The organism is Streptomyces sp. NPDC001728, from assembly GCF_040297565.1.
Lineage (GTDB): Bacteria > Actinomycetota > Actinomycetes > Streptomycetales > Streptomycetaceae > Streptomyces.
This window is the reverse complement of record NZ_JBEOZK010000013.1, coordinates 37061-57920: the sequence shown is the minus strand read 5'-3', so window position 1 is coordinate 57920 and position 20860 is coordinate 37061. Positions and strand designations below refer to the sequence as shown.

Annotated in this window: 16 protein-coding genes and 1 riboswitch; of the genes, 12 read left to right on the top strand and 4 right to left on the bottom strand. The window is 72.3% G+C overall.

Annotated elements, in window-relative coordinates; all coding sequences use genetic code 11:
• Nucleotides 1-4: 4 nt before the first annotated feature.
• The 3 genes from ABT154_RS20370 to ABT154_RS20360 all read left to right on the top strand — a co-directional run bounded on the left by ABT154_RS20370 (nucleotide 5) and on the right by ABT154_RS20360 (nucleotide 3035).
• Nucleotides 5-844 (top strand): response regulator, encoded by an 840-nt coding sequence (locus tag ABT154_RS20370; RefSeq protein WP_351858326.1) that lies wholly within the window; start codon nucleotides 5-7, stop codon nucleotides 842-844.
• Between the two features lie 98 nt (nucleotides 845-942).
• Nucleotides 943-1446, top strand: coding sequence for a DUF485 domain-containing protein (locus tag ABT154_RS20365; protein WP_502969547.1), 504 nt, complete (start codon nucleotides 943-945; stop codon nucleotides 1444-1446).
• Entirely contained in the window at nucleotides 1443-3035 is a 1593-nt protein-coding gene (locus tag ABT154_RS20360) for a monocarboxylic acid transporter (RefSeq protein ID WP_351858232.1), read from the top strand. Before ABT154_RS20365 ends, ABT154_RS20360 begins: the two co-directional genes overlap by 4 nt.
• A 38-nt stretch (nucleotides 3036-3073) precedes the next feature.
• On the opposite strand, the gene ABT154_RS20355 is transcribed toward ABT154_RS20360, so the two are convergent.
• Together ABT154_RS20355 and ABT154_RS20350 are read right to left on the bottom strand one after the other, a co-directional pair.
• A complete protein-coding gene (locus tag ABT154_RS20355; RefSeq protein ID WP_351858231.1) occupies nucleotides 3074-3766 on the bottom strand; it encodes a DUF7342 family protein in 693 nt (230 codons plus the stop codon).
• Entirely contained in the window at nucleotides 3763-5478 is a 1716-nt protein-coding gene (locus ABT154_RS20350; protein WP_351858230.1) for a sensor histidine kinase, read from the bottom strand. The genes ABT154_RS20355 and ABT154_RS20350 overlap by 4 nt, the downstream gene beginning before the upstream one ends.
• Nucleotides 5479-5755: 277 nt before the next feature.
• On the opposite strand from ABT154_RS20350, the gene ABT154_RS20345 reads away from it, so the two are divergent.
• Nucleotides 5756-6808, top strand: coding sequence for a CobW family GTP-binding protein (locus ABT154_RS20345; RefSeq protein WP_351858229.1), 1053 nt, complete (start codon nucleotides 5756-5758; stop codon nucleotides 6806-6808).
• A gap of 31 nt (nucleotides 6809-6839) precedes the next feature.
• Here the strand turns inward: ABT154_RS20345 and ABT154_RS20340 are convergent, their stop codons facing one another.
• Nucleotides 6840-9299, bottom strand: a complete 2460-nt coding sequence (locus tag ABT154_RS20340) for a DNA gyrase/topoisomerase IV subunit A (protein ID WP_351858228.1) — start codon at nucleotides 9297-9299, stop codon at nucleotides 6840-6842.
• Nucleotides 9300-9481: 182 nt separating this feature from the next.
• Here ABT154_RS20340 and ABT154_RS20335 point away from each other — a divergent pair, with 182 nt between their 5' ends.
• The 4 genes from ABT154_RS20335 to ABT154_RS20320 all read left to right on the top strand — a co-directional run bounded on the left by ABT154_RS20335 (nucleotide 9482) and on the right by ABT154_RS20320 (nucleotide 14240).
• The gene (locus ABT154_RS20335; protein WP_351858227.1) at nucleotides 9482-10834 is read left to right on the top strand and encodes a M16 family metallopeptidase; all 1353 of its coding nucleotides are present in this window, start codon (nucleotides 9482-9484) and stop codon (nucleotides 10832-10834) included.
• Nucleotides 10835-10860: 26 nt separating this feature from the next.
• Entirely contained in the window at nucleotides 10861-12228 is a 1368-nt protein-coding gene (locus ABT154_RS20330) for a M16 family metallopeptidase (RefSeq protein WP_351858324.1), read from the top strand.
• A gap of 200 nt (nucleotides 12229-12428) precedes the next feature.
• A riboswitch (cyclic di-AMP (ydaO/yuaA leader) is annotated at nucleotides 12429-12594 on the top strand.
• A 12-nt stretch (nucleotides 12595-12606) separates the two neighbouring features.
• A complete protein-coding gene (locus tag ABT154_RS20325) occupies nucleotides 12607-13377 on the top strand; it encodes a M23 family metallopeptidase (RefSeq protein ID WP_351858226.1) in 771 nt (256 codons plus the stop codon).
• Nucleotides 13378-13556: 179 nt separating this feature from the next.
• Nucleotides 13557-14240, top strand: a complete 684-nt coding sequence (locus ABT154_RS20320) for a GntR family transcriptional regulator (RefSeq protein WP_351858225.1) — start codon at nucleotides 13557-13559, stop codon at nucleotides 14238-14240.
• Between the two features lie 220 nt (nucleotides 14241-14460).
• Here the strand turns inward: ABT154_RS20320 and ABT154_RS20315 are convergent, their stop codons facing one another.
• Entirely contained in the window at nucleotides 14461-14742 is a 282-nt protein-coding gene (locus ABT154_RS20315; RefSeq protein ID WP_024754966.1) for an HPr family phosphocarrier protein, read from the bottom strand.
• A gap of 265 nt (nucleotides 14743-15007) precedes the next feature.
• Between ABT154_RS20315 and ABT154_RS20310 the strand changes: the two genes are divergently transcribed.
• From ABT154_RS20310 to ABT154_RS20295, 4 genes are all read left to right on the top strand, one after another.
• Nucleotides 15008-18106 carry a bifunctional acetate--CoA ligase family protein/GNAT family N-acetyltransferase gene (locus ABT154_RS20310; protein ID WP_351858224.1) on the top strand — a complete coding sequence of 1033 codons (3099 nt, stop codon included), beginning with the start codon at nucleotides 15008-15010 and terminating at the stop codon, nucleotides 18104-18106.
• A gap of 238 nt (nucleotides 18107-18344) precedes the next feature.
• Nucleotides 18345-18941: a DUF5998 family protein gene (locus ABT154_RS20305; RefSeq protein WP_351858223.1), complete on the top strand. Its 597-nt coding sequence runs from the start codon at nucleotides 18345-18347 to the stop codon at nucleotides 18939-18941.
• Nucleotides 18941-20146, top strand: coding sequence for an alkaline phosphatase family protein (locus ABT154_RS20300; protein ID WP_351858222.1), 1206 nt, complete (start codon nucleotides 18941-18943; stop codon nucleotides 20144-20146). Before ABT154_RS20305 ends, ABT154_RS20300 begins: the two co-directional genes overlap by 1 nt.
• Nucleotides 20147-20202: 56 nt before the next feature.
• Entirely contained in the window at nucleotides 20203-20850 is a 648-nt protein-coding gene (locus ABT154_RS20295; protein ID WP_351858221.1) for a thymidine kinase, read from the top strand.
• Nucleotides 20851-20860: the final 10 nt, after the last annotated feature.

The following is a 20860-nucleotide window of genomic DNA, read 5'->3' as shown; positions in this document are numbered from 1 at the left end:
GGGGATGCGTGGGGCGGAGGGGGTGTCCGGTCCTGTTGTGCGGGTGGTGGTGGCTGACGATCAGGCCGTGGTGCGGGAGGGGATCGTGATGCTGCTGGGGCTGCTTCCCGGGGTCGAGGTCGTGGGGGCGGCCCGGGACGGGGACGAGGCGGTCGCGCTGACCGCGGAACTCGGGCCCGATGTGGTGCTGATGGATCTGAGGATGCCCCGGTGCGACGGGGTGGAGGCCACGTCTCGGATCCGGGAGCAGCACCCCGGGACGGAGGTCGTCGTGCTCACCACGTATGCGGACGACGACTCGTTGTTCCCCGCGTTGCGGGCGGGGGCGCGGGGGTACCTGACCAAGGACGCGGGCGGGGAGGAGATCGTGCGGGCCCTGCGGGACGTGACCGACGGGAGGGCGGGGCTGTCGCCCGGCGTGCAGCGGCGGCTGCTGGAGCAGTTGTTGGAGCGCGGGGCGGGGCCCGAGGGGGAGTCGGAGGGCGGCGGTCCCGGGTCTGGTCGCGGGCCGAGGCAGGGGTCACGGGGAGCCTCAGGGGCGCCGGGAGATTCGAGGGCGCCGAGGGGGCCCGGGGAGGGCGCAGGGGGGACGCGGGCGGGCGGCGGTGGGGTTGCCGCTTCGCAGGTCGACGGGCTCACGGAGCGGGAGACGGAGGTGATCGCGCTGGTCGCGGACGGGCTTTCCAATCAGGAGATCGCGAGTCGGCTGCGGATCTCCACGGCCACGGTGAAGACCCATATCAACAACCTCTTCGCGAAGACGGGGGTGCGGGACCGGGCGCAGGCGGTGCGGTATGCATATCAGCACGGTCTGGTCAGGGCACCTGGGAAAAGAGTCACCTGATGGGGTGAAGAGAGGGAGGAGAAGAGTCCTGGATCTTCCCGCTCTGTCCATCCTTGGGCACGCGGCCGAAACGGTTCGCTGACAAGGAGAGTTGGTCGGTGGAGCAGGTGGACAAGCAGGAGGGGCTCGACGCCTCGGCGATGCGGGTCGACGACCCCTGGTACGACGCGACGGCCTCCGGCTGGGAGGACGGGCAGGATCCGGGGGTGCCCGGCGAGGTCGGTCCGGGCGGCCCGGGGCGGCCGGACGCGGTGCCGCGGCAGCGGGTCCACAGCGCGGCGGAGATCTATCTGGAGGTGCAGCGAAGCCCGGCCTTCCAGGAAGTGCGGGGCCGCTACCGCAGGTTCGTCTTCCCGGCCACCCTCGCGTTCCTGCTCTGGTACCTCGCCTATGTGGTGGCGGCGACCGCCGCGCCGGGCCTTATGGCCCGGCCGGTGGCCGGGGCGGTGAACCTGGCGATGATCGCCGGGCTGGGGCAGTTCCTCAGCACCTTCCTGCTGACCTGGGCCTATGCGCGGCACGCGCGGCTGCGCAGGGATCGGGCGGCGCTGGAGCTGCGCTGGGACACGCAGGAGATGACCCGAGGGGTGGTGCAGCCGTGACCCGGGACCATCAGACGCTGGCGCTCCTCCTGTTCAGCGTCTTCATCGCTGTCACGCTGGGGATCACCACCTGGGTGAGTCGCAGCAGGCATGGTTCGGCGGAGGAGTTCTATGCGGGGGGCAGGCTGTTCTCCCCCCTGGAGAACGGTTTCGCCATCGCCGGCGACTACATGTCCGCGGCCTCGTTCCTGGGGATCTCCGGGCTGATCGCGCTCTACGGCTACGACGGCATGCTGTACTCCGTCGGATTCCTGGTCGCGTGGCTGGTCGTGCTGTTGCTGGTGGCCGAACTGGTCCGCAACTGCGGGCGGTTCACCCTGGCGGACGTGGTGGCCGCGCGGATGGCCGAGCGCCCGGTGAGGATCGCCGCGGGGACGTCCTCGGTGGCCGTCTCCGTGCTGTACCTGGTGGCGCAGATGGTGGGCGCCGGAAGCCTGGTCGCGCTGCTGCTCGGCGGCACCAGCGAGGCGGCCCGCTCCTGGACGGTGGTCGGAGTCGGCGCGCTGATGGTGATCTACGTGTCGCTCGGCGGCATGCGGGCCACCACCTGGATCCAGATCGTCAAGGCGGTCCTGCTCATGGCGGGCACGATCGCGCTGACCGTCCTCGTCCTGCTCCGCTTCCACGGTGACGTGAACAACCTGCTGTCCACCGCGGCCGAACGCAGCGGTCATGGAAGGGGCTTCCTCGCGCCGGGACTCCGGTACGGCGGGGACTGGACGGCCCGGCTCGACTTCATCAGCCTGGGGCTCGCCCTGGTCCTGGGAACGGCCGGCCTTCCGCACATCCTGTCGCGCTTCTACACCGTGCCGACCGCGCGGGCCGCGCGTCGGTCGGTCGTCTGGTCCATCGGGCTCATCGGGAGCTTCTACCTGATGACCATCGTGCTCGGCTTCGGCGCGGCGGCCCTGATCGGCCCCGAGGAGGTCCGCGCGTCCAACGCGTCCGGGAACACGGCCGTTCCGCTGCTCGCCCTCGACCTTGGTGGCGGTGCGGGTTCCACCGGTGGCACGGTGCTCTTCGCGGTCGTGGCGGCCGTGGCGTTCGCCACGATCCTCGCCGTGGTCGCGGGGATCACGCTCGCCTCTTCGGCCTCCGTCGCCCATGACCTCTACACCTCGCTGCGCCGCCCGCACGCGAAGCAGTACAGCGAGGTGACCGTGGCACGGATCGCGGCGGCGGGGATCGGCGCGGCCGCCATCGGACTCGGGCTGCTCGCCCGCGACCTCAACGTGGCCTTCCTCGTCGGTCTGGCCTTCGCCGTGGCGGCCTCCGCCAATCTGCCGGTGCTGCTCTACTCGCTGTTCTGGCGGAAGTTCACGACCCGGGGCGCGGTCTGGGCGGTGTACGGCGGTCTGATCCCCGCGGTGCTGCTGGTGCTGGTCTCGCCGGTCGTCTCCGGCAGTCCCGAAGCCCTCTTCCCGGGCGTCGACTTCCACCTCTTCCCGCTCCAGAACCCGGGGGTGGTCTCCATTCCGCTCGGGTTCCTCGCGGGCTGGATCGGGACGGTCATGTCGACGGAGCCGCCGGACGAGGCACGGCATGCCGAGACCGAGGTGAGGGCGCTGACCGGGGCGGGAGCCGTCTGACGGACCCGGGCCCCCGTCCGGGTCCCGGGTGGAGTTCCTCAGCCGGTGGGGGGTGGGGAGGCCGCCCAGGCGTAGCGGTGTTCGGGGCGGCCGGTCTCGCCGTAGCGGAGGGAGAGGCGTACCCGGCCGGTGCGTTCGAGGAGTTTCAGATAGCGCTGGGCCGTCTGGCGGCTGACGCCCGCGCGTTCGGCGATCTCCTGCGCGGACAGCGGGCCGTCGGCGGCGAGGAGTACCTGCCGGACCAGTTCGGCCGTGGTGGGGGAGTGCCCCTTGGGGAGGTCGGGGGCGACGGAGCCGGCCGACAGGACGCCGAAGATCCGGTCCACTTCGGCCTGTTCCGCCTCGCCGCCGCTCTCCAGGGCGTGGCGGAGCTTCGCGTACGCCTCCAGCTTGGAGCGCAGTCCGGCGAAGTTGAACGGCTTGACCAGGTACTGGAGGGCGCCGTGCCGCATCGCGGCCTGCACGGTGGCCACGTCGCGGGCGGCGGTCACCATGATCACGTCGCACTGGTGACCGCGGGCGCGGAGTTCCCGTACGGCGGCGAGTCCGTTCTCGTCCGGCAGGTAGTGGTCGAGGAGGACCAGGTCCACCGGCCGCTCGGCGAGGACGGCGAGCGCCTCGGCGGTCGAGTGGGCGGTGGCGGCGACTTGGAAGCCGGGGACCTTGGCGACGTAGGCGGCGTTGATCCGGGCGACCAGTACGTCGTCGTCCACCACGAGCACGTCGATCATCGTGTCTCCTCGACGGGCCTCGGAGCCGCGAGCGGCTCGCCGAGGGGGGCCGTGACCCGCCCCGTACTCGGTTCGGTGGTCGGCTCCGGTTCGGTCAGGGCGTCCGGGAGCACCACGGTGAACTCGGCGCCGCCCTCGGGTCCGTCCGCCACCCCCGCGGCGCCGCCCCGGCGCTCGGCGAGCCGGCGCACCAGGGGGAGGCCGAGCCCCCGCTTCCCGTGTGCCGGAAGGGCCTTCGTCGACCAGCCCTCGGTGAAGATCAGTTCGCGGCGGTTCTCGGGGACACCCGGGCCGCTGTCCGTGACCCGCAGCACGACGGTACGGCCGTCGGTGCGGAAGGCGACGTCGATACGGGCACCGGGGGTGCCGGCGGCGGCATCCAGGGCGTTGTCGACGAGGTTGCCGACGACGGTGACCAGCTCGCGGGGGTCGACGAGCCGGTCCGGCAGGAGCGAGTCGGGGGTGAGCCGCAGCGAGACGCCGCGTTCGGCGGCGACGGTGGCCTTGCCGACCAGGAGTGCGGCGAGCAGCGGGTCGTGGACCTTCTCCGTCACCTGCTCGGCGGTGGCCCGGTGCACGCCGACCACCTCGGTGACGAACTCGACGGCCTCCTCGTGCATCTCCAGTTCGAGGAGACCGAGGAGGGTGTGCATCCGGTTGGCGTGTTCGTGGTCCTGGGCGCGGAGGGCGTCGATCAGGCCCCGGGTGGAGTCCAGCTCGCGCCCGAGACGTTCCAGCTCGGTGCGGTCGCGGAGGGTCGCGACGGCACCGCCGTCGTCCGTCGGCATGCGGTTGGCGATCAGCACCCGCTGCCCCTGGACGGTGAGCAGGTCCTCGCCGGTCACCCGGCCCGCCAGCACATCCGCGGTGCGACCCTGTCCGAGGAGCTCCTCGAGCGGGCGGCCCGCGGCCTCGGGGCCGAGGCCGAGCAGCCGCTGTGCCTCGTCGTTCATGAGCCGCACGGAGCCGTTGCGGTCCAGGGCCACGACCCCTTCGCGGATGCCGTGCAGCATCGCCTCGCGCTCGGTGAGCAGTGCGGAGATGTCGGAGAAGGCCAGGTCGTGGGTCTGGCGCTGGAGACGCCGGGAGATCAGGTACGCGGCCAGGGCGCCCGCGGCGAGCGCGCCGCCCGCGTAGGCGAGGAGACCGGGGATCGCGGCGAGGAGCCGGTCCCGGACGCTGTCGTACTCGATGCCGACCGAGACCGCGCCGACGATCCGCCCGTCGGCGTCGCGCAGCGGCACCTTGCCGCGCGCCGAGCGGCCCAGGGTGCCGCTGTCGATCTCCATCACCTCGTGGCCGGCGAGGACGTCGCTCGGGTCGGTGGAGACGATCCTGCCGATCTCGCGGGGATCGGTGTGTGACCAGCGGACTCCTCGGGTGTCCATGACCACGACGTACTCGGCGCCCGTGGAGGTACGGATCCGCTCGGCCTCCGTCTGCACCGGTCCGCGCGCGGACGGCGGCGTGCCGGTGAGGTCCGCGGCGAGCCGGGGCGACGCGGTGGTGCCGGCGATGGCCAGGGCCCGCCGCATGGCCTGGTCGTCGAGCTGAGCGCTCAGCGGGGCCAGGAAGAGGCCGGTCGCGAGTACGGTCACGCCGGTGGCGATGGCCAGCTGCATCAGCAGGACCTGCGAGAACACCCGCCGCGGCCAGCCGAACCGCCGACGGCGCGCGAGGGGGCGCGAGGGGCTGGTCTGTGCGGGGCTCATGCCGGAAACGGTAAGGGGCCGCGCCCCGTGACCGGAAATGGTGCGGGGCGGCCAGCGACGGAAGGGCGCCGCTCCGGCGGGTGGGGTGGAGGAGCGGCCGGTTGGGGCGGCGGCCGGGAGCGGGGCGACAAGCAGCCGCGAGCCGCGAGCCGCAAGCCCGCAAGCCGAGGAACCGGGAACCGTGAGCCGGCCGCCGTGGGCCCCGAGCCGTTCGCCCGCGTGCCTATTCTGGGGGTTTCCCACGGCCGTGGGCACGAAGGAACCGGAGGCACGTCCCTTGACCACGCAGCAGATCCCCGTCGTCGTCCTGGCCGGGTTCCTCGGGGCCGGGAAGACCACGCTCCTCAACCATCTGCTGCGCAGCGCCCGGGGCACCCGTATCGGCGTCATGGTCAACGACTTCGGCGACATCGGCATCGACGCGATGACCGTCGCCGGCCAGGTCGGCTCCACCGTCTCCCTCGGCAACGGCTGCCTGTGCTGCGCCGTCGACGCGAGCGAACTGGACGAGTACCTGGAGGTGCTCACCCGCCCGGAGTCCCGGCTCGACGTGATCGTGATCGAGGCGAGCGGGCTCGCGGAGCCGGAGGAGCTGGTCCGCATGGTGCTGGCCAGCGAGAACGAGCGGGTCGTGTACGGAGGGCTCGTCCAGGTCGTCGACGCGGCCGAATTCTCCGCCACCCGGCAGCGACATCCCGGGACCGACCGGCACCTCGCCCTCGCCGACCTCGTCGTCGTCAACAAGGCCGACCGGGTGGAAGCGGACGAGCTGCGGAGCGTACGGGAGACGGTCGCCGGGCTCGCCGGGCGGGCCGCCGTGGTCGAGGCCTCGCACGGGCGGGTCGATCCGGAGCTGCTCTTCGACCGGGTCGCACCGGAAGGGGAGATCGAGGGCCAGATGTCGATCGAGGACATCCTGTACGGCTCCGAGGACGACGGCGAGGCCCATCCGCACGCGGCCTACGAGAGCCTGTCGGTGACGGCCTCGACGCCGCTGCACCCGCGCCGTCTGATGACCTTCCTCGACTCGCGCCCCGAGGGCCTCTACCGGATCAAGGGCTTCCTCGACTTCGGCCCCGCCGACCCGGAGAACCGCTACACCGTGCACGTGGTCGGGCGTTTCCTGCGCTTCTACCCCGAGCCCTGGCCCGACGGCGAGGAACGCCTCACCCAGCTCGTCCTGATCGGCTCCGGCGTCGACGCGGCCGGACTGCGCAAGGAGCTCGCCGCCTGCGAGCTGAACGGCCCGCAGGACGACCCCGACGAACACGGCATGTGGGGCGTCCTGCGGTATGTGCGGCGGACGGAGGAGGAGCCGGAGGCGTCCTGACGCCCCGACTCCCCTCCGACTCCGGTCCGGGCTAGCTCGCCGGGCCCGCCACCACGTCGACCGGCTGCGACAGCGGCGTACCCGAACCGTCGCGGCGCGGGTCCACGTCCGGGAGGGACACCGGGGTGCCGGTCTTCTGGGCGGCGCGGGCCGGGGTGGTGCCCGCCCAGGCCATGATCAGCACGTCCTCGCCCTTCAGGAAGCGCTGGCAGCGGACACCGCCGGTGGCACGCCCCTTGCGCGGGTACTGGTCGAAGGGCGTCAGCTTCGCCGACGTGGCCGCCGAGGAGTCCAGGGTTCCCGTGGAGCCCGCGACGGTGAAGACGACGGCGTCCGCCGCCGGGTCGACCGCCGAGAACGAGAGCACATCGGCGCCGGCCGTCAGCTTGACGCCCGCCATGCCGCCCGCCGGCCGGCCCTGGGGCCGTACCTGCGAGGCCGGGTAGCGGAGCAGTTGGGCGTCGGAGGTGATGAAGACCAGGTCCTCCTCGCCCGTCCGCAGCTCGGTCGCGCCGACGATCCGGTCACCCTCCTTGAGGGTGATGACCTCCAGTTCGTCCTTGTTCGCCGGGTAGTCCGGGACCACCCGCTTCACCACGCCCTGGAGCGTGCCGAGGGCGAGCCCCGGCGACGACTCGTCGAGCGTCGTGAGACAGATCACCGTCTCGTCCGTCTCCAGCGACAGGAACTCGGAGAGCGGCGCGCCGCCCGCCAGGTTCGGGGCGCTCGCCGTGTCCGGTAGCTGTGGCAGGTCGATCACCGCGATCCGAAGCAGCCGGCCGGTCGAGGTCACCGCGCCGATGTCGCCGCGCTGGGTGGCGGCCACCGCCGAGAGGATCACGTCGTGCTTGACGCGGGGCGCCTCCGGGTCGACCGCGGGCAGTTCCGCCGTCGCCGTACGGGCCAGCAGTCCGGTGGAGGAGAGCAGCACCCGGCAGGGGTCGTCCGCGACCTCCAGGGAGACGGCCGCGACGGGCGCGCCCGCCGACTCCAGGAGGACCGTGCGACGGTCCGTGGCGAACTTCTTGGCGACCCCGGCCAGTTCCGCCGAGACCAGCTTGCGCAGCTCCGCGTCGGAGTCGAGGATGCCGGTCAGCTCGTCGATCTCGCCGTTGAGCCGGTCGCGCTCGCTCTCCAGTTCCATACGGTCGAACTTGGTGAGGCGGCGCAGCGGGGTGTCCAGGATGTACTGGGTCTGGATCTCGCTCAGCGAGAAGCGCTCGATCAGGCGCTCCTTGGCCTGTGCCGAGTTCTCGCTCTCCCGGATCAGCCGGATGACCTCGTCGATGTCCAGCAGCGCGACGAGCAGGCCCTCGACCAGGTGGAGCCGGTCGCTCTTCTTCGTGCGGCGGAACTCGGAGCGGCGCCTGACCACCTCGAAGCGGTGGTCGAGGTAGACCTCGAGGAGTTCCTTGAGACCGAGGGTGAGGGGCTGTCCGTCGACCAGCGCCACGTTGTTGATGCCGAAGGACTCCTCCATCGGCGTCAGCTTGTAGAGCTGTTCGAGGACCGCCTCGGGCACGAAGCCGTTCTTGATCTCGATGACCAGACGCAGGCCGTGGCTGCGGTCGGTCAGGTCCTTGACGTCCGCGATGCCCTGGAGCTTCTTGGAGCCGACCAGGTCCTTGATCTTGGAGATGACCTTCTCGGGGCCGACCGTGAAGGGCAGCTCGGTCACGACGATGCCCTTGCGGCGCGCCGTGACGGTCTCCACGCTCGTCGTGGCGCGGATCTTGAACGAGCCGCGGCCCGATTCGTAGGCGTCCTTGATGCCGGACAGGCCGACGATCCGGCCGCCGGTCGGCAGGTCGGGGCCGGGCACGAAACGCATCAGCGTCTCGAGGTCGGCGGCCGGGTGCCGGATCAGGTGGCGGGCGGCGGCGATGACCTCGCCGAGGTTGTGCGGGGGCATGTTGGTCGCCATGCCGACCGCGATCCCCGACGCGCCGTTGACCAGCAGGTTCGGGTACGCGGCGGGCAGCGCGACCGGCTCCCGCTCCTGGCCGTCGTAGTTCGGGGTGAAGTCGACCGTGTCCTCGTCGATGGACTCGGTCATGAGCAGGGCGGCCGGGGCCATCCGCGACTCGGTGTACCGCATGGCGGCCGGCGGGTCGTCGTTCCCGAGGGAACCGAAGTTCCCGTGGCCGTCGACCAGGGGCAGGCGCATGGAGAAGGGCTGCGCCATGCGGACCATCGCGTCGTAGATGGACGCGTCGCCGTGCGGGTGGAGCTTGCCCATCACCTCGCCGACGACACGGGCGCACTTGACGAAGCCGCGGTCGGGGCGCAGCCCCATCTCGCCCATCTGGTAGACGATACGGCGCTGGACGGGCTTCATGCCGTCCCGGGCGTCGGGCAGGGCACGCGAATAGATCACCGAGTACGCGTACTCGAGGAAGGAGCCCTGCATCTCGTCGACAACGTCGATGTCGAGGATTCGCTCCTCGAACGCGTCGTCCGGCGGCGGTGTCTTCGTGCTGCGGCGGGCCATCGCGGCTGCGGCTCCTTCACCAACAAGGGTTGATCTGACGCGGACCATTGTGGACCGTGCCACCGACAACGCCGACCGCGACCCGGAAGAGGGACATCTCGAACGGGCGGGAACTTCGCCAGGTGTCGGCGCGCTTGCATACAGTGGCAGGACTTTTTCACATCGCGATCGAAGGGACGTACATGCCCATGGGTCACACGGCCACGGCCGAGGCCGGCTCCGGCGGCCTGACAGCGACCGAGCACCGGTTGGCGAACGGCCTGCGCGTGGTGCTCTCGGAGGACCACCTGACCCCGGTCGCCGCGGTCTGCCTCTGGTACGACGTCGGCTCGCGCCACGAGGTCGAGGGTCGCACCGGCCTCGCCCACCTCTTCGAGCACCTGATGTTCCAGGGCTCGAAGCAGGTCCACGGGAACGGGCACTTCGAGCTGGTGCAGGGCGCCGGCGGCTCGCTCAACGGCACGACGAGCTTCGAGCGCACCAACTACTTCGAGACCATGCCCACGCACCAGCTGGAGCTCGCGCTCTGGCTGGAGGCCGACCGCATGGGCTCGCTGCTCGCCGCCCTGGACGACGAGTCCATGGAGAACCAGCGGGACGTCGTCAAGAACGAGCGCCGCCAGCGCTACGACAACGTGCCGTACGGCACGGCCTTCGAGAAGCTGACCGCCCTCGCCTACCCGGAGGGCCACCCGTACCACCACACCCCGATCGGCTCCATGGCCGACCTGGACGCGGCGACCCTGGAGGACGCGCGGAACTTCTTCCGCACGTACTACGCCCCGAACAACGCGGTGCTGTCGGTCGTCGGCGACATCGACCCGGAGCAGACCCTCGCCTGGGTCGAGAAGTACTTCGGCTCCATCCCCGGCCACGACGGCAAGCCCGCACCGCGCCCCGGCGACCTCCCCGAGGTCATCGGAGAGCAGCTGCGCGAGGTCGTCGAGGAGGAGGTCCCGGCCCGCGCGCTGATGGCCGCCTACCGGCTGCCGCACGACGGCACGCGCGAGTGCGACGCCGCCGACCTGGCCCTGACGGTCCTCGGCGGAGGCGAGTCCTCCCGTCTGCACAACCGGCTGGTCCGCCGTGACCGCACGGCCGTCGCCGCCGGCTTCGGCCTGCTGCGGCTCGCCGGGGCGCCGTCGCTCGGCTGGCTGGACGTCAAGACGTCCGGCGGCGTCGAGGTCCCGCAGATCGAGGCGGCCGTCGACGAGGAGCTGGCCCGCTTCGCCGCCGAGGGCCCCACGCCCGAGGAGATGGAGCGCGCCCAGGCGCAGTTGGAGCGCGAGTGGCTCGACCGCCTCGGCACCGTCGCGGGTCGCGCCGACGAACTGTGCCGCTTCGCCGTGCTGTTCGGTGACCCGCAGCTCGCCCTGACGGCCGTGGACCGCGTCCTGGACATCACCGCCGAGGAGGTGCAGGCCGCCGCCGCGGCCAAGCTGCGCCCCGACAACCGCGCGGTGCTGGTCTACGAGCCCCTGGCGACCGAACAGAGCGAGAGCGACAGCGACGAGGAAGAGGGGGCGGACCAGTGACCGACACTGCCGCGTCTTTGACGAGCATGGACTTCCACCCGCAGCCGGCGCCCGGTGTCGCTCGCCCCTGGGCCTTCCCGGCCCCGGACCGCGGCGCCCTGGACAACGGTCTGACGCTGCTCACCAGCCACCGTCCCGGCCAGCAGGTCGTGGCCGTGGAGATCTTCCTGCCGGCCCCGCTGGACGCCGAGCCCGCCGGGCTCGACGGCGTCGCGACCATCATGGCCCGCGCGCTCTCCGAGGGCACCGACAAGCACAGTGCCGAGGAGTTCGCGGCCGAGCTGGAGCGCTGCGGCGCCACGCTCGACGCGCACGCGGACCACCCGGGCGTACGGGTCTCCCTGGAGGTCCCGGTCTCCCGGCTGCACAAGGCGCTCGGGCTGCTCTCCGAGGCCCTGATCGCCCCGGCGTTCCTGGACACCGAGGTCGAGCGTCTGGTGCGCAACCGGCTGGACGAGATCCCGCACGAGACCGCCAACCCGGCCCGTCGCGCGGCCAAGCAGCTCTCCAAGGAGCTGTTCCCGGCCGAGTCCCGGATGTCCCGGCCGCGCCAGGGCACGGAGGAGACCGTCGAGGCGATCGACGCCGCCGCCGTCCGCGCCTTCTTCGAGGCGCACGTCCGGCCCGCGACGGCCACCGCCGTGGTCGTCGGCGACCTGACCGGCGTCGACCTGGACAAGGTCCTCGCGGAGACCCTGGGTGCCTGGACCGGCGAGCCGGCCGAGCCGCTCCCGATGCCGCCGATCACCGCGGACGACACCGGACGGGTCGTCATCGTGGACCGTCCGGGCGCCGTCCAGACCCAGTTGCTGATCGGCCGCATCGGCGCCGACCGGCACGCCCGCGTCTGGCCGGCCCAGGTGCTGGGCTCTTACTGCCTCGGTGGCACCCTCACCTCGCGACTCGACCGGGTCCTGCGCGAGGAGAAGGGCTACACCTACGGCGTGCGGGCCTTCGGGCAGGTGCTCCGCTCGGACGCCGAGGGGAACGGCGCCGCGATGCTCGCCATCAGCGGTTCCGTCGACACCCCCAACACGGGCCCGGCTCTCGACGACCTGTGGAGGGTGCTGCGCACCCTGGCAGCCGAGGGGCTCACGGACGCGGAGCGCGAGACGGCCGTGCAGAACCTGGTGGGCGTCGCGCCGCTCAAGTACGAGACGGCCGCCTCGGTCGCCGGGACGCTCGCCGACCAGGTCGAGCAGCACCTCCCGGACGACTACCAGGCGCAGTTGTACGCGCGCCTGGCCGAGACCGGCACGGTCGAGGCGACCGCGGCCGTGGTCAGCGCCTTCCCGGTGGACCGGCTCGTCACCGTCCTGGTGGGCGACGCGGCGCAGATCGCGGAGCCGGTGCGCGCGCTCGGCATCGGTGAAGTGACGGTCGTGACCGGCTGATTCCGGTCGCCGAACCGGCAACGGAGAACCCCGACGGGATAGTTCGTCGGGGTTCTCCGCTTTGTCCGTATTGACGGTAAGTCTCATCGTATGGCCTGTGGCATGTCTTACAAAAAGCGCGTCTGGTTGGTGATCGACAGGCGATCCGCATAGCGTCGGTGCGGCTGTTCGCCAGTTGCACGCGCCGCATCCGCGGCATCGGACAGTCATCGCCGAGTCCCCGTCAGGCGCGAGCCTGGGGAGCCGGGGACCCACGCGTAGTCCCTGGGGTGAATCGGGCGCCTTCGTCTCGTACGGAGGGGCTCGTAGGAGACCTTCCTGCTCCGAACCCGTCAGCTAACCCGGTAGGCGAGAAGGAAGGAAAGGACCAGCCCCTCCATGGCGTTCACCCGTGCCACCGGGAAGCATCGTGCTCCGAGCCGGACGGTGCGCCGCACGGCGGGCATCGCCGGCGTCGCGACGCTCGCCACCACCGGCGTCATCGGAACCCTCGCCTCCCCGGCGCTCGCCGCCGACACGGACAACCGCTCCGTCGAGGACACCGGCCTCACCCGGGTCATCACCGAGGACTCCCTCGCGGACCGGCTCAACGCCCAGGCCGACGCCCAGGACCGGGAGGCCTTCGAGGCCGCCGCCAAGGCGAAGGCCCAGGCCGAGGCGAAGCGCAAGGCCGAGGCCCGCGCCAAGGAGATCCGTCAGGCCAAGGAGCGCGCCGCCCGCGAGGCCGAGCGCCGTCGTCTGGCCTCCTTCCAGCTCCCCGTCGACGGCTCTTACGTGTCCACCGGCTACAAGACCGGCGGCTCGCTCTGGTCCTCCGGCAGCCACTCCGGCATCGACTTCCACGCCGCCTACGGCAGCAACGTCGTCTCCGTCGGCTCCGGCACCGTCGTCGAGGCCGGCTGGGGCGGCGCGTACGGCAACAACATCGTCATCCGGATGCACGACGGCACGTACACCCAGTACGGCCACCTGTCCTCCATCGACGTGTACGTCGGCCAGAGCGTCGAGCCCGGCCAGCACATAGGCGTCTCCGGCTCGACCGGCAACTCGACCGGCCCGCACCTCCACTTCGAGGCGCGCACGAGCCCCGACTACGGCTCGGACATCAACCCGCTGTCCTACCTGCGCGCCCGCGGCGTCAACGTCTGACACCGGCGGCACGCATCACAAAAGCCCCGGCTCGTGCTGAGCCGGGGCTTTTCGTCGGTCGAAAACCCTTCACATTCCGTGCGGCCATCGGAAATACCCACGGGCTGCAATAGAGTCGGAGGCCGGGCGCGGAAAGGCGCCGATCGAATTGTCTCGCGCGACCAAGGCGGAGGTCGGACATGCGCATTCCCGCGCACTCGGTGTGCACGGCGATCCGGGACGACATCGTCTCCGGCGTCTTCGAGCGGGGGAGCCGGCTGACCGAGGACCAGCTCGCCCGTCGGTACGGGGTCTCCCGCGTCCCGGTCCGTGAGGCGCTGCGCACCCTGGAGTCGGAGGGCTTCGTCGTCACCCGCCGCCACGCGGGCGCCCAGGTCGCCGAGCCCACCGAGCAGGAGGCGGCCGATCTGCTCGACATGCGGGCGCTGCTCGAACCGCTGGGGGCGGCGCGGGCGGCCCAGCGGCGTACGGAGGCGCATCTCAAGGTCCTCCGCGGCCTGGTCAGGCTGGGTCAGGAGCGGGCCAGGCGCGGCCAGGGCGAGGATCTGCGCTCACTCGGCGGCTGGTTCCACGAGACGCTCGCGCAGGCCTCCGGGAGCCCCGCCCTGACGGCGCTGCTGACCCAGCTGCGGCACAAGATCGCCTGGATGTACGTGGTCGAGCAGCCCGAACGGCCGGTGGAGGCCTGGGCCGAGCACGGCGCGATCGTGGACGCCGTGGCGCGCGGCGACGCCGAGCGGGCGAGGGCGCTGACGGCGCTGCACGCGGAACGCTCGCAGGCGCTGCACCGGCTCAAGAGGCCGGACCGGGGCCGTGTGAGGGTTTCGCAACATGTCGTCAACACGGCGAGTGCCCGGAATTAACGCGGGCGCCGTATACAAGGAATGGGAATTCGGCGGGGGTGTTTCGGGGTGCCCGTATTATCTCTTGCTGCCGTCCGTCCTTTTGTGCTGCCGGGGAATCGGGCGGCACGAGAGGGCGAAAGAGGGCGCGTGAAAGTCCGGCGGAAAGCGAAGGGCCGTACCTGCCGGGGTTCCGGCGGGCACGGCCCTTCGTCGTACGGGTGGGTCGGGTGGACCCGGATCAGACGGTCTCGGGGAGCTCGTCCAGGCCCTCCGCGACCAGCTTCGCCAGGCGGTCCAGCGCGACCTCGGCGCCGTCGGCCTCCGAAGCGAGGACGATCTCCTCGCCGCCCTGCGCGCCCAGACCGAGCACCGCGAGCATGGAGGCGGCGTTCACGGGCGTGCCGTCGGACTTGGCGATCGTCACCGGAACGCCGGAAGCCGTGGCGGCACGGACGAAGATGGACGCGGGGCGGGCGTGCAGGCCCTCGGCCCAGCCGACGTTGACGCGGCGCTCAGCCATGGTGTTGCCCTTCAAGTCTTAAGCGGTTGTCTAGACCAGTCTCTCACGGGATGCTCCGTGCTCACGCCGACCTCGGACCCGGATCGGACCGCCTTTCGGCCCTTGTGTGCCGCGCCCGGCGTGCTCCTACCTTGCACGGCGCACCCCCGCCGCGCGACCGATGTCGCCGCTGTGTCGCGACCGTGTCGTGACCGGTGCCGGGGCCGGTGCCGCGACCGGTGCGGTGGCCGGTGCCGTGGCCGTGTCGCGGCCTTAGGCTGACCCCATGCAGAGCGCGTCGGAGCAGTCGGAAGCGGCGGACCAGCCGGACCACAGCTACCCCGACCACTGGGAAGCGGACGTGGTGCTGCGCGACGGAGGCACCGCGCGCATCAGGCCCATCACGGCCGACGACGCCGAGCGGCTCGTCAGCTTCTACGAGCAGGTCTCGGACGAGTCGAAGTACTACCGCTTCTTCGCCCCCTACCCGCGGCTCTCCGCCAAGGACGTCCACCGCTTCACCCACCACGACTTCGTGGACCGGGTGGGCCTCGCGGCGACCGTCGGCGGCGAGTTCATCGCCACCGTGCGCTACGACCGCATCGACGACCGCGGACTGCCCGCCTCCGCCCCGGCGGACGAGGCCGAGGTCGCCTTCCTCGTCCAGGACGCCCACCAGGGGCGCGGAGTCGCCTCCGCCCTGCTCGAACACATCGCGGCCGTCGCGCGCGAGCGGGACATCCGCCGCTTCGCCGCCGAGGTGCTCCCCGCCAACACCAAGATGATCAAGGTCTTCACGGACGCGGGCTACACCCAGAAGCGCAGCTTCGAGGACGGGTCCGTACGGCTCCACCTCGACCTCGAACCCACCGACCGCTCCCTCGCCGTGCAGCGCGCCCGGGAACAGCGGGCCGAGGCGCGCTCCGTACAACGACTCCTCAACCCCGGGTCCGTGGCCGTCGTCGGCGCCGGGCGCACCCCGGGCGGCGTCGGCCGGACCGTACTCCGCAACCTCCTCGGCGCGGGATTCACCGGACGCGTGTACGCGGTCAACGCTGCGCTGGGGGAGGGCGGCGGGAGCGCAGCCGGTGCCGTGGAGTTCGACGGCGTCCCCGCGTACCCCTCCGTCGGCGCCATCGGGGAACCCGTCGACCTCGCGATCGTCGCCGTCCCCGCCGAACGGGTGCCGGAGGCCGTCGCGGACTGCGGCGAGCACGGGGTGCGCGGCCTCGTCGTCCTCTCCGCCGGATACGCCGAGAGCGGGGCCGCCGGACGCGAGCGTCAGCGTGAGCTCGTACGCCAGGCACGTTCGTACGGAATGCGGATCATCGGACCCAACGCCTTCGGGATCATCAACACCGCCGCCGACGTCCGCCTCAACGCCTCCCTCGCCCCGCAGATGCCGGCCGCCGGGCGGATCGGGCTCTTCACCCAGTCCGGCGCGATCGGCATCGCCCTCCTCGCCGGGCTCCACCGGCGGGGTGCGGGCCTCTCCTCCTTCATCTCGGCCGGCAACCGCGCGGACGTCTCCGGCAACGACTTCCTCCAGCACTGGTACGACGATCCCGGGACCGACGTCGTCCTCCTCTACCTGGAGTCCATCGGCAACCCGCGGAAGTTCACCCGCCTCGCCCGCCGTACCGCCGCCGTCAAGCCGGTCGTCGTCGTCAAGGGCGCCCGGCACAGCGGCAGCGCACCGCCCGGCCACCGCGTCCCGGTCACCCGTATCCCGCACGCCACGGTCTCCGCGCTGCTCCGCCAGGCGGGGGTCATCCGCGTCGACACCGTCACGGAGCTGGTCGACGCCGGGCTGCTCCTCGCCGCCCAGCCGCTGCCCGCCGGGCCCCGGGTCGCGATCCTCGGCAACTCCGAGTCCCTCGGCCTCCTCACGTACGACGCCTGCCTCACCGAAGGGCTGCGCCCGCTGAGGCCGCTCGACCTGACGACGGCGGCGGAGCCCGCGGACTTCCGGGACGCGCTCGCGGCGGCGCTGGCCGACGAGACCTCGGACGCGGTCGTCGTGAACGCGATCCCCTGGGTCGGGGAGAACGGCGCCACCGAGTTCGGCGACGGGGAGGTCCTCGCCGCCGCGCTCCGGGAGGCGGTCGCCTCCGCCCCGGCTCCGACGAAGCCGGTCGTCGTCGTCCACGTCGAGATGGGCGGCCTCGCGGAGGCCCTGGCGGTCGCGACGAGCACGCGGCCGGTGCAGCCGGGACGGGCTGTGGGGGCGGTGACGGGGCTGCGCTCCGCCACGCCGCCGTCGCATGGCGGGGCTATGGCTACGGCCGGGACCGGGGAGCCAGTGACTCCGCCGCCGACGACGACGCCGGTGCGGGCGGGGTCCGGTCCGGACAGGGCCTCCACCGGCCCCTACCAGTCGGGGCCGGGCCCCGACCAGGCGCGCTCCGGCCGGGGCCATGCACCTCCCAGCCCCGGCCGTACCCCCGCCGGCCCCGGCCCGGCGACGGCCGAGCCGTCGGGCGATGCCGTCCCGCACCCCACCCCGCCCCCCGCCACCATCCCCGCCTACCCCGCCGCCGAGCGGGCCGTGCGGGCGTTGGCCGAGGCCGTGCGGTACGGGCAGTGGCGGCGGCAGGCGGCCGAGCCGGGGCGGGTGCCCGAGTACGAGGACATCGACGAGGCCGGGGCCGCCGCCCTCATCGAGCGGGTGCTCGGCGGCGCGGAGGCCGACGCCCGGGGGGTGACCCTCGGCACCGAGCAGGCCGGGGAACTGCTCGCGCGGTACGGGATCGCCGTCCTGCCGACGCTGCCCGCGCCGACCCCCGACGCGGCGGTCGCCGCGGCCGGCCGGCTCGGCTACCCGGTGGCCCTCAAGACGACCGCCCCGCATCTCCGCCACCGCCCCGACCTCGGCGGCGTGCGGCTGGACCTGGCGACGGAGCAACAGCTCCGCACGGCGTACGCGGAGCTGACCGAGGTCCTCGGAAAGCCGGAGGAGCTCCAGCCGGTCGTCCAGGCGATGGTGCCCCGGGGCGTCGACACGGTCGTGCGCTCGGCGATCGACCCGGCCGTCGGCGCGGTCCTCTCCTTCGGACTCTCGGGCGCGGCGTCGGAACTGCTCGGTGACGTCGCCCACCGACTGGTTCCGGCCACGGACCGGGACGCCGCCGAACTGGTCCGTTCCCTCCGCACCGCACCGCTGCTCTTCGGCTGGCGCGGCTCCGCCCCGGTCGACACCCCGGCCCTGGAGGAGATCCTGCTCAGGGTCTCCCGGCTCGTCGACGACCACCCCGAGGTGATCGCCGTCTCGCTGGAACCGGTGGTCGTGGCTCCCCGCGGACTCTCCGTCCTCGGCGCCACCGTCCGCCTGGCCCCACCGTCACCCCGTACCGACCTCGGGCCCCGCAGCCTGCCGAACTACTGACGGGCCGCGGACGGGTGATGTCCGTGGGGCACGGCGACGAGGTGCACCGGCCTCGGCCACGGCTGCCGAGCAGGTCGACCGGAGCGCCCGCCGACCGGTTCGAGTGGTGCGACGAGCCCTGCGGGCGGTGCCGTCCCGCCCCGATGGAGTCAGATGTCACAGCCCCCGCGCTCCCGAACCGCCCGGTGCCCTTCGCAATCGGCCAAGCGGTCCTTGCATACGGATTAGGATGGAGTCCATGGCAAAGAGCGGTACGACGACCCAGGGGCTGCGCGCGGCGATCGAGCGCAGCGGCTACTACCCGGCCCTCGTGGCCGAGGCGGTGGAGGCCGCTGTCGGCGGTGAGGCCGTCGCGTCGTACGTGGTGCACCAGGAGACCACCTTCGACGCGAACGAGGTCCGGCGGCACGTCACCGTCCTCGTCCTGACACCGCACCGCTTCATCGTCAGTCACACCGACGAGCAGGCCGCCGACACCAGCTCTCCGACGCCGTACGCCACGACCTCCACCGAGTCCGTGAAGCTCGACCGGATCTCGTCGGTCGTCGTCAGCCGGGTGGTCGCCAATCCGGAGTCGTACACGCCGGGCACCCTGCCCCGCGAGGTCGTCCTCACCATCGGCTGGGGCGCCGTCTCCCGGATCGACCTGGAGCCCGCCGCCTGCGGCGACCCCAACTGTGACGCCGACCACGGCTACACCGGCAACTCCACCGCCGACGACCTCAGCCTGCGTGTGAGCGACGCAGGGGACGGTCCCGACACCGTCCGGCAGACCCTCGCCTTCGCCCAGGCCCTCTCCGAAGCCATCGCGGCCACCGCCGCCCCCACCCGCTGATGGCGCAGCCGACCGCCGTGACCCACGGCTGGCCCGACGACCCGGTCCCGCTCGCCCCGGAGACCGCGCCGGTCCCCGAGTACACCTTCGGCTCCCTCGGCGACGTGCTGCCGACGCTGGTCGCCGCGCAGGGGGTGCCCGGCTTCTCGCCGCGGATCGCCGAGCTGACGCCGGCCGACCGCAACTGCGTCTTCCTGATCGACGGCCTCGGCTGGGAGCAGATCCACGCCCACCCGGACGAGGCCCCGTATCTGACCTCGCTCCTCGGCTCCTCACGCGGCGGTACGGGCCGCCCGGTCACCGCCGGGTTCCCCGCCACCACCGCGACCTCGCTGGCGTCCGTCGGCACCGGCCGCTACCCCGGCACCCACGGGCTGCCCGGCTACACCGTGCGCAACCCGGCCACCGGCGAGCTGATGAACCAGCTGCGCTGGAAGCCGTGGACCTCGCCGCACGTCTGGCAGCCGTACCCCACCGTCTTCCGGCTCGCGCACGAGGCCGGGATCCACACCGCCCAGGTGTCGTCCCCGATCTTCGAGCAGACACCGCTCACCAAGGTCGCGCTCAGTGGCGGAAAGTTCCACGGGCGGCTCTCCGGCGAGGAGCGCATGGACTTCGCCGCCGAGCAGCTCGCCGCCGGCGACCGCTCGCTGGTCTACACGTACTACAGCGAACTCGACGGCGCCGGACACCGCTTCGGCATCGACTCCGACGCCTGGCGCGGTCAGCTGATGTTCGTCGACCGGCTCGTGCAGCGGCTCGCGGAGCAGCTGCCGCCCCGCGCCGCGCTGTACGTCACGGCGGACCACGGCATGGTCGACATCCCCTTCGACGAGCAGCACCGCATCGACTTCGACGAGGACTGGGAGCTGCGCGCCGGCGTCGCCCTCCTCGGTGGCGAGGGACGCGCCCGGCACGTCTACGCCGTACCCGGCGCCGAGGCGGACGTCCTCACCTGCTGGCGCGAGGTGATCGGCGAGCAGTTCTGGGTGGCGAGCCGCGACGAGGCCATCTCGCTCGGCTGGTTCGGCGACGAGGTCGACGAGCGGGTGTACGGGCGGATCGGCGACGTCGTCGCCGCGGCCCACGACGACGTGGCGATCACCGCCTCCGTCAACGAGCCCCACGAGTCCGCGATGGTCGGCATGCACGGGTCCATGACCCCCGCCGAGCAGCTCGTCCCGCTGCTCGAAGTCCGTTCCTGACCCGCCCGCGCCGGACACCCTCCCCTCCCACGACCCTGAAAGGTCCCCGACCCGTCATGCCCGAGCTGGTCTTCTTCTCCGGAACCATGGACTGCGGGAAGAGCACCCTGGCGCTCCAGATCGCCCACAACCGTGACGCGCGGGGGCTCCAGGGCGTGATCTTCACCCGTGACGACCGGGCGGGCGAGGGCAAGCTGTCCTCCCGGCTCGGCCTGGTGACGGAGGCGATCGAGGCCCCGCGGGACATGGACGTGTACGCGTACCTCGTCACGCAGCTCTCCCAGGGCGGCAAGGCCGACTACGTGATCGTGGACGAGGCGCAGTTCCTCGCCCCCGAGCAGATCGACCAGCTCGCGCGGATCGTCGACGACCTCGGGCTCGACGTCTTCGCCTTCGGCATCACGACGGACTTCCGGACCAAGCTCTTCCCCGGCTCGCAGCGGCTGATCGAGCTGGCGGACCGCATCGAGCAGCTCCAGGTCGAGGCCCTGTGCTGGTGCGGAGCCCGCGCCACCCACAACGCCCGTACGGTCGGCGGCGTGATGGTCGTCGAGGGCGAGCAGGTCGTCGTCGGCGACGTGAACCGCCCGGCGGAGGAGATCGGCTACGAGGTGCTCTGCCGCCGGCACCACCGCCGCCGCGTGACCTCGGCCTCCGCGCACGCGGGCGCCCTCTCCCCGGACGTCCTGCCGGTCAACGGCTGACGCCTGCCGA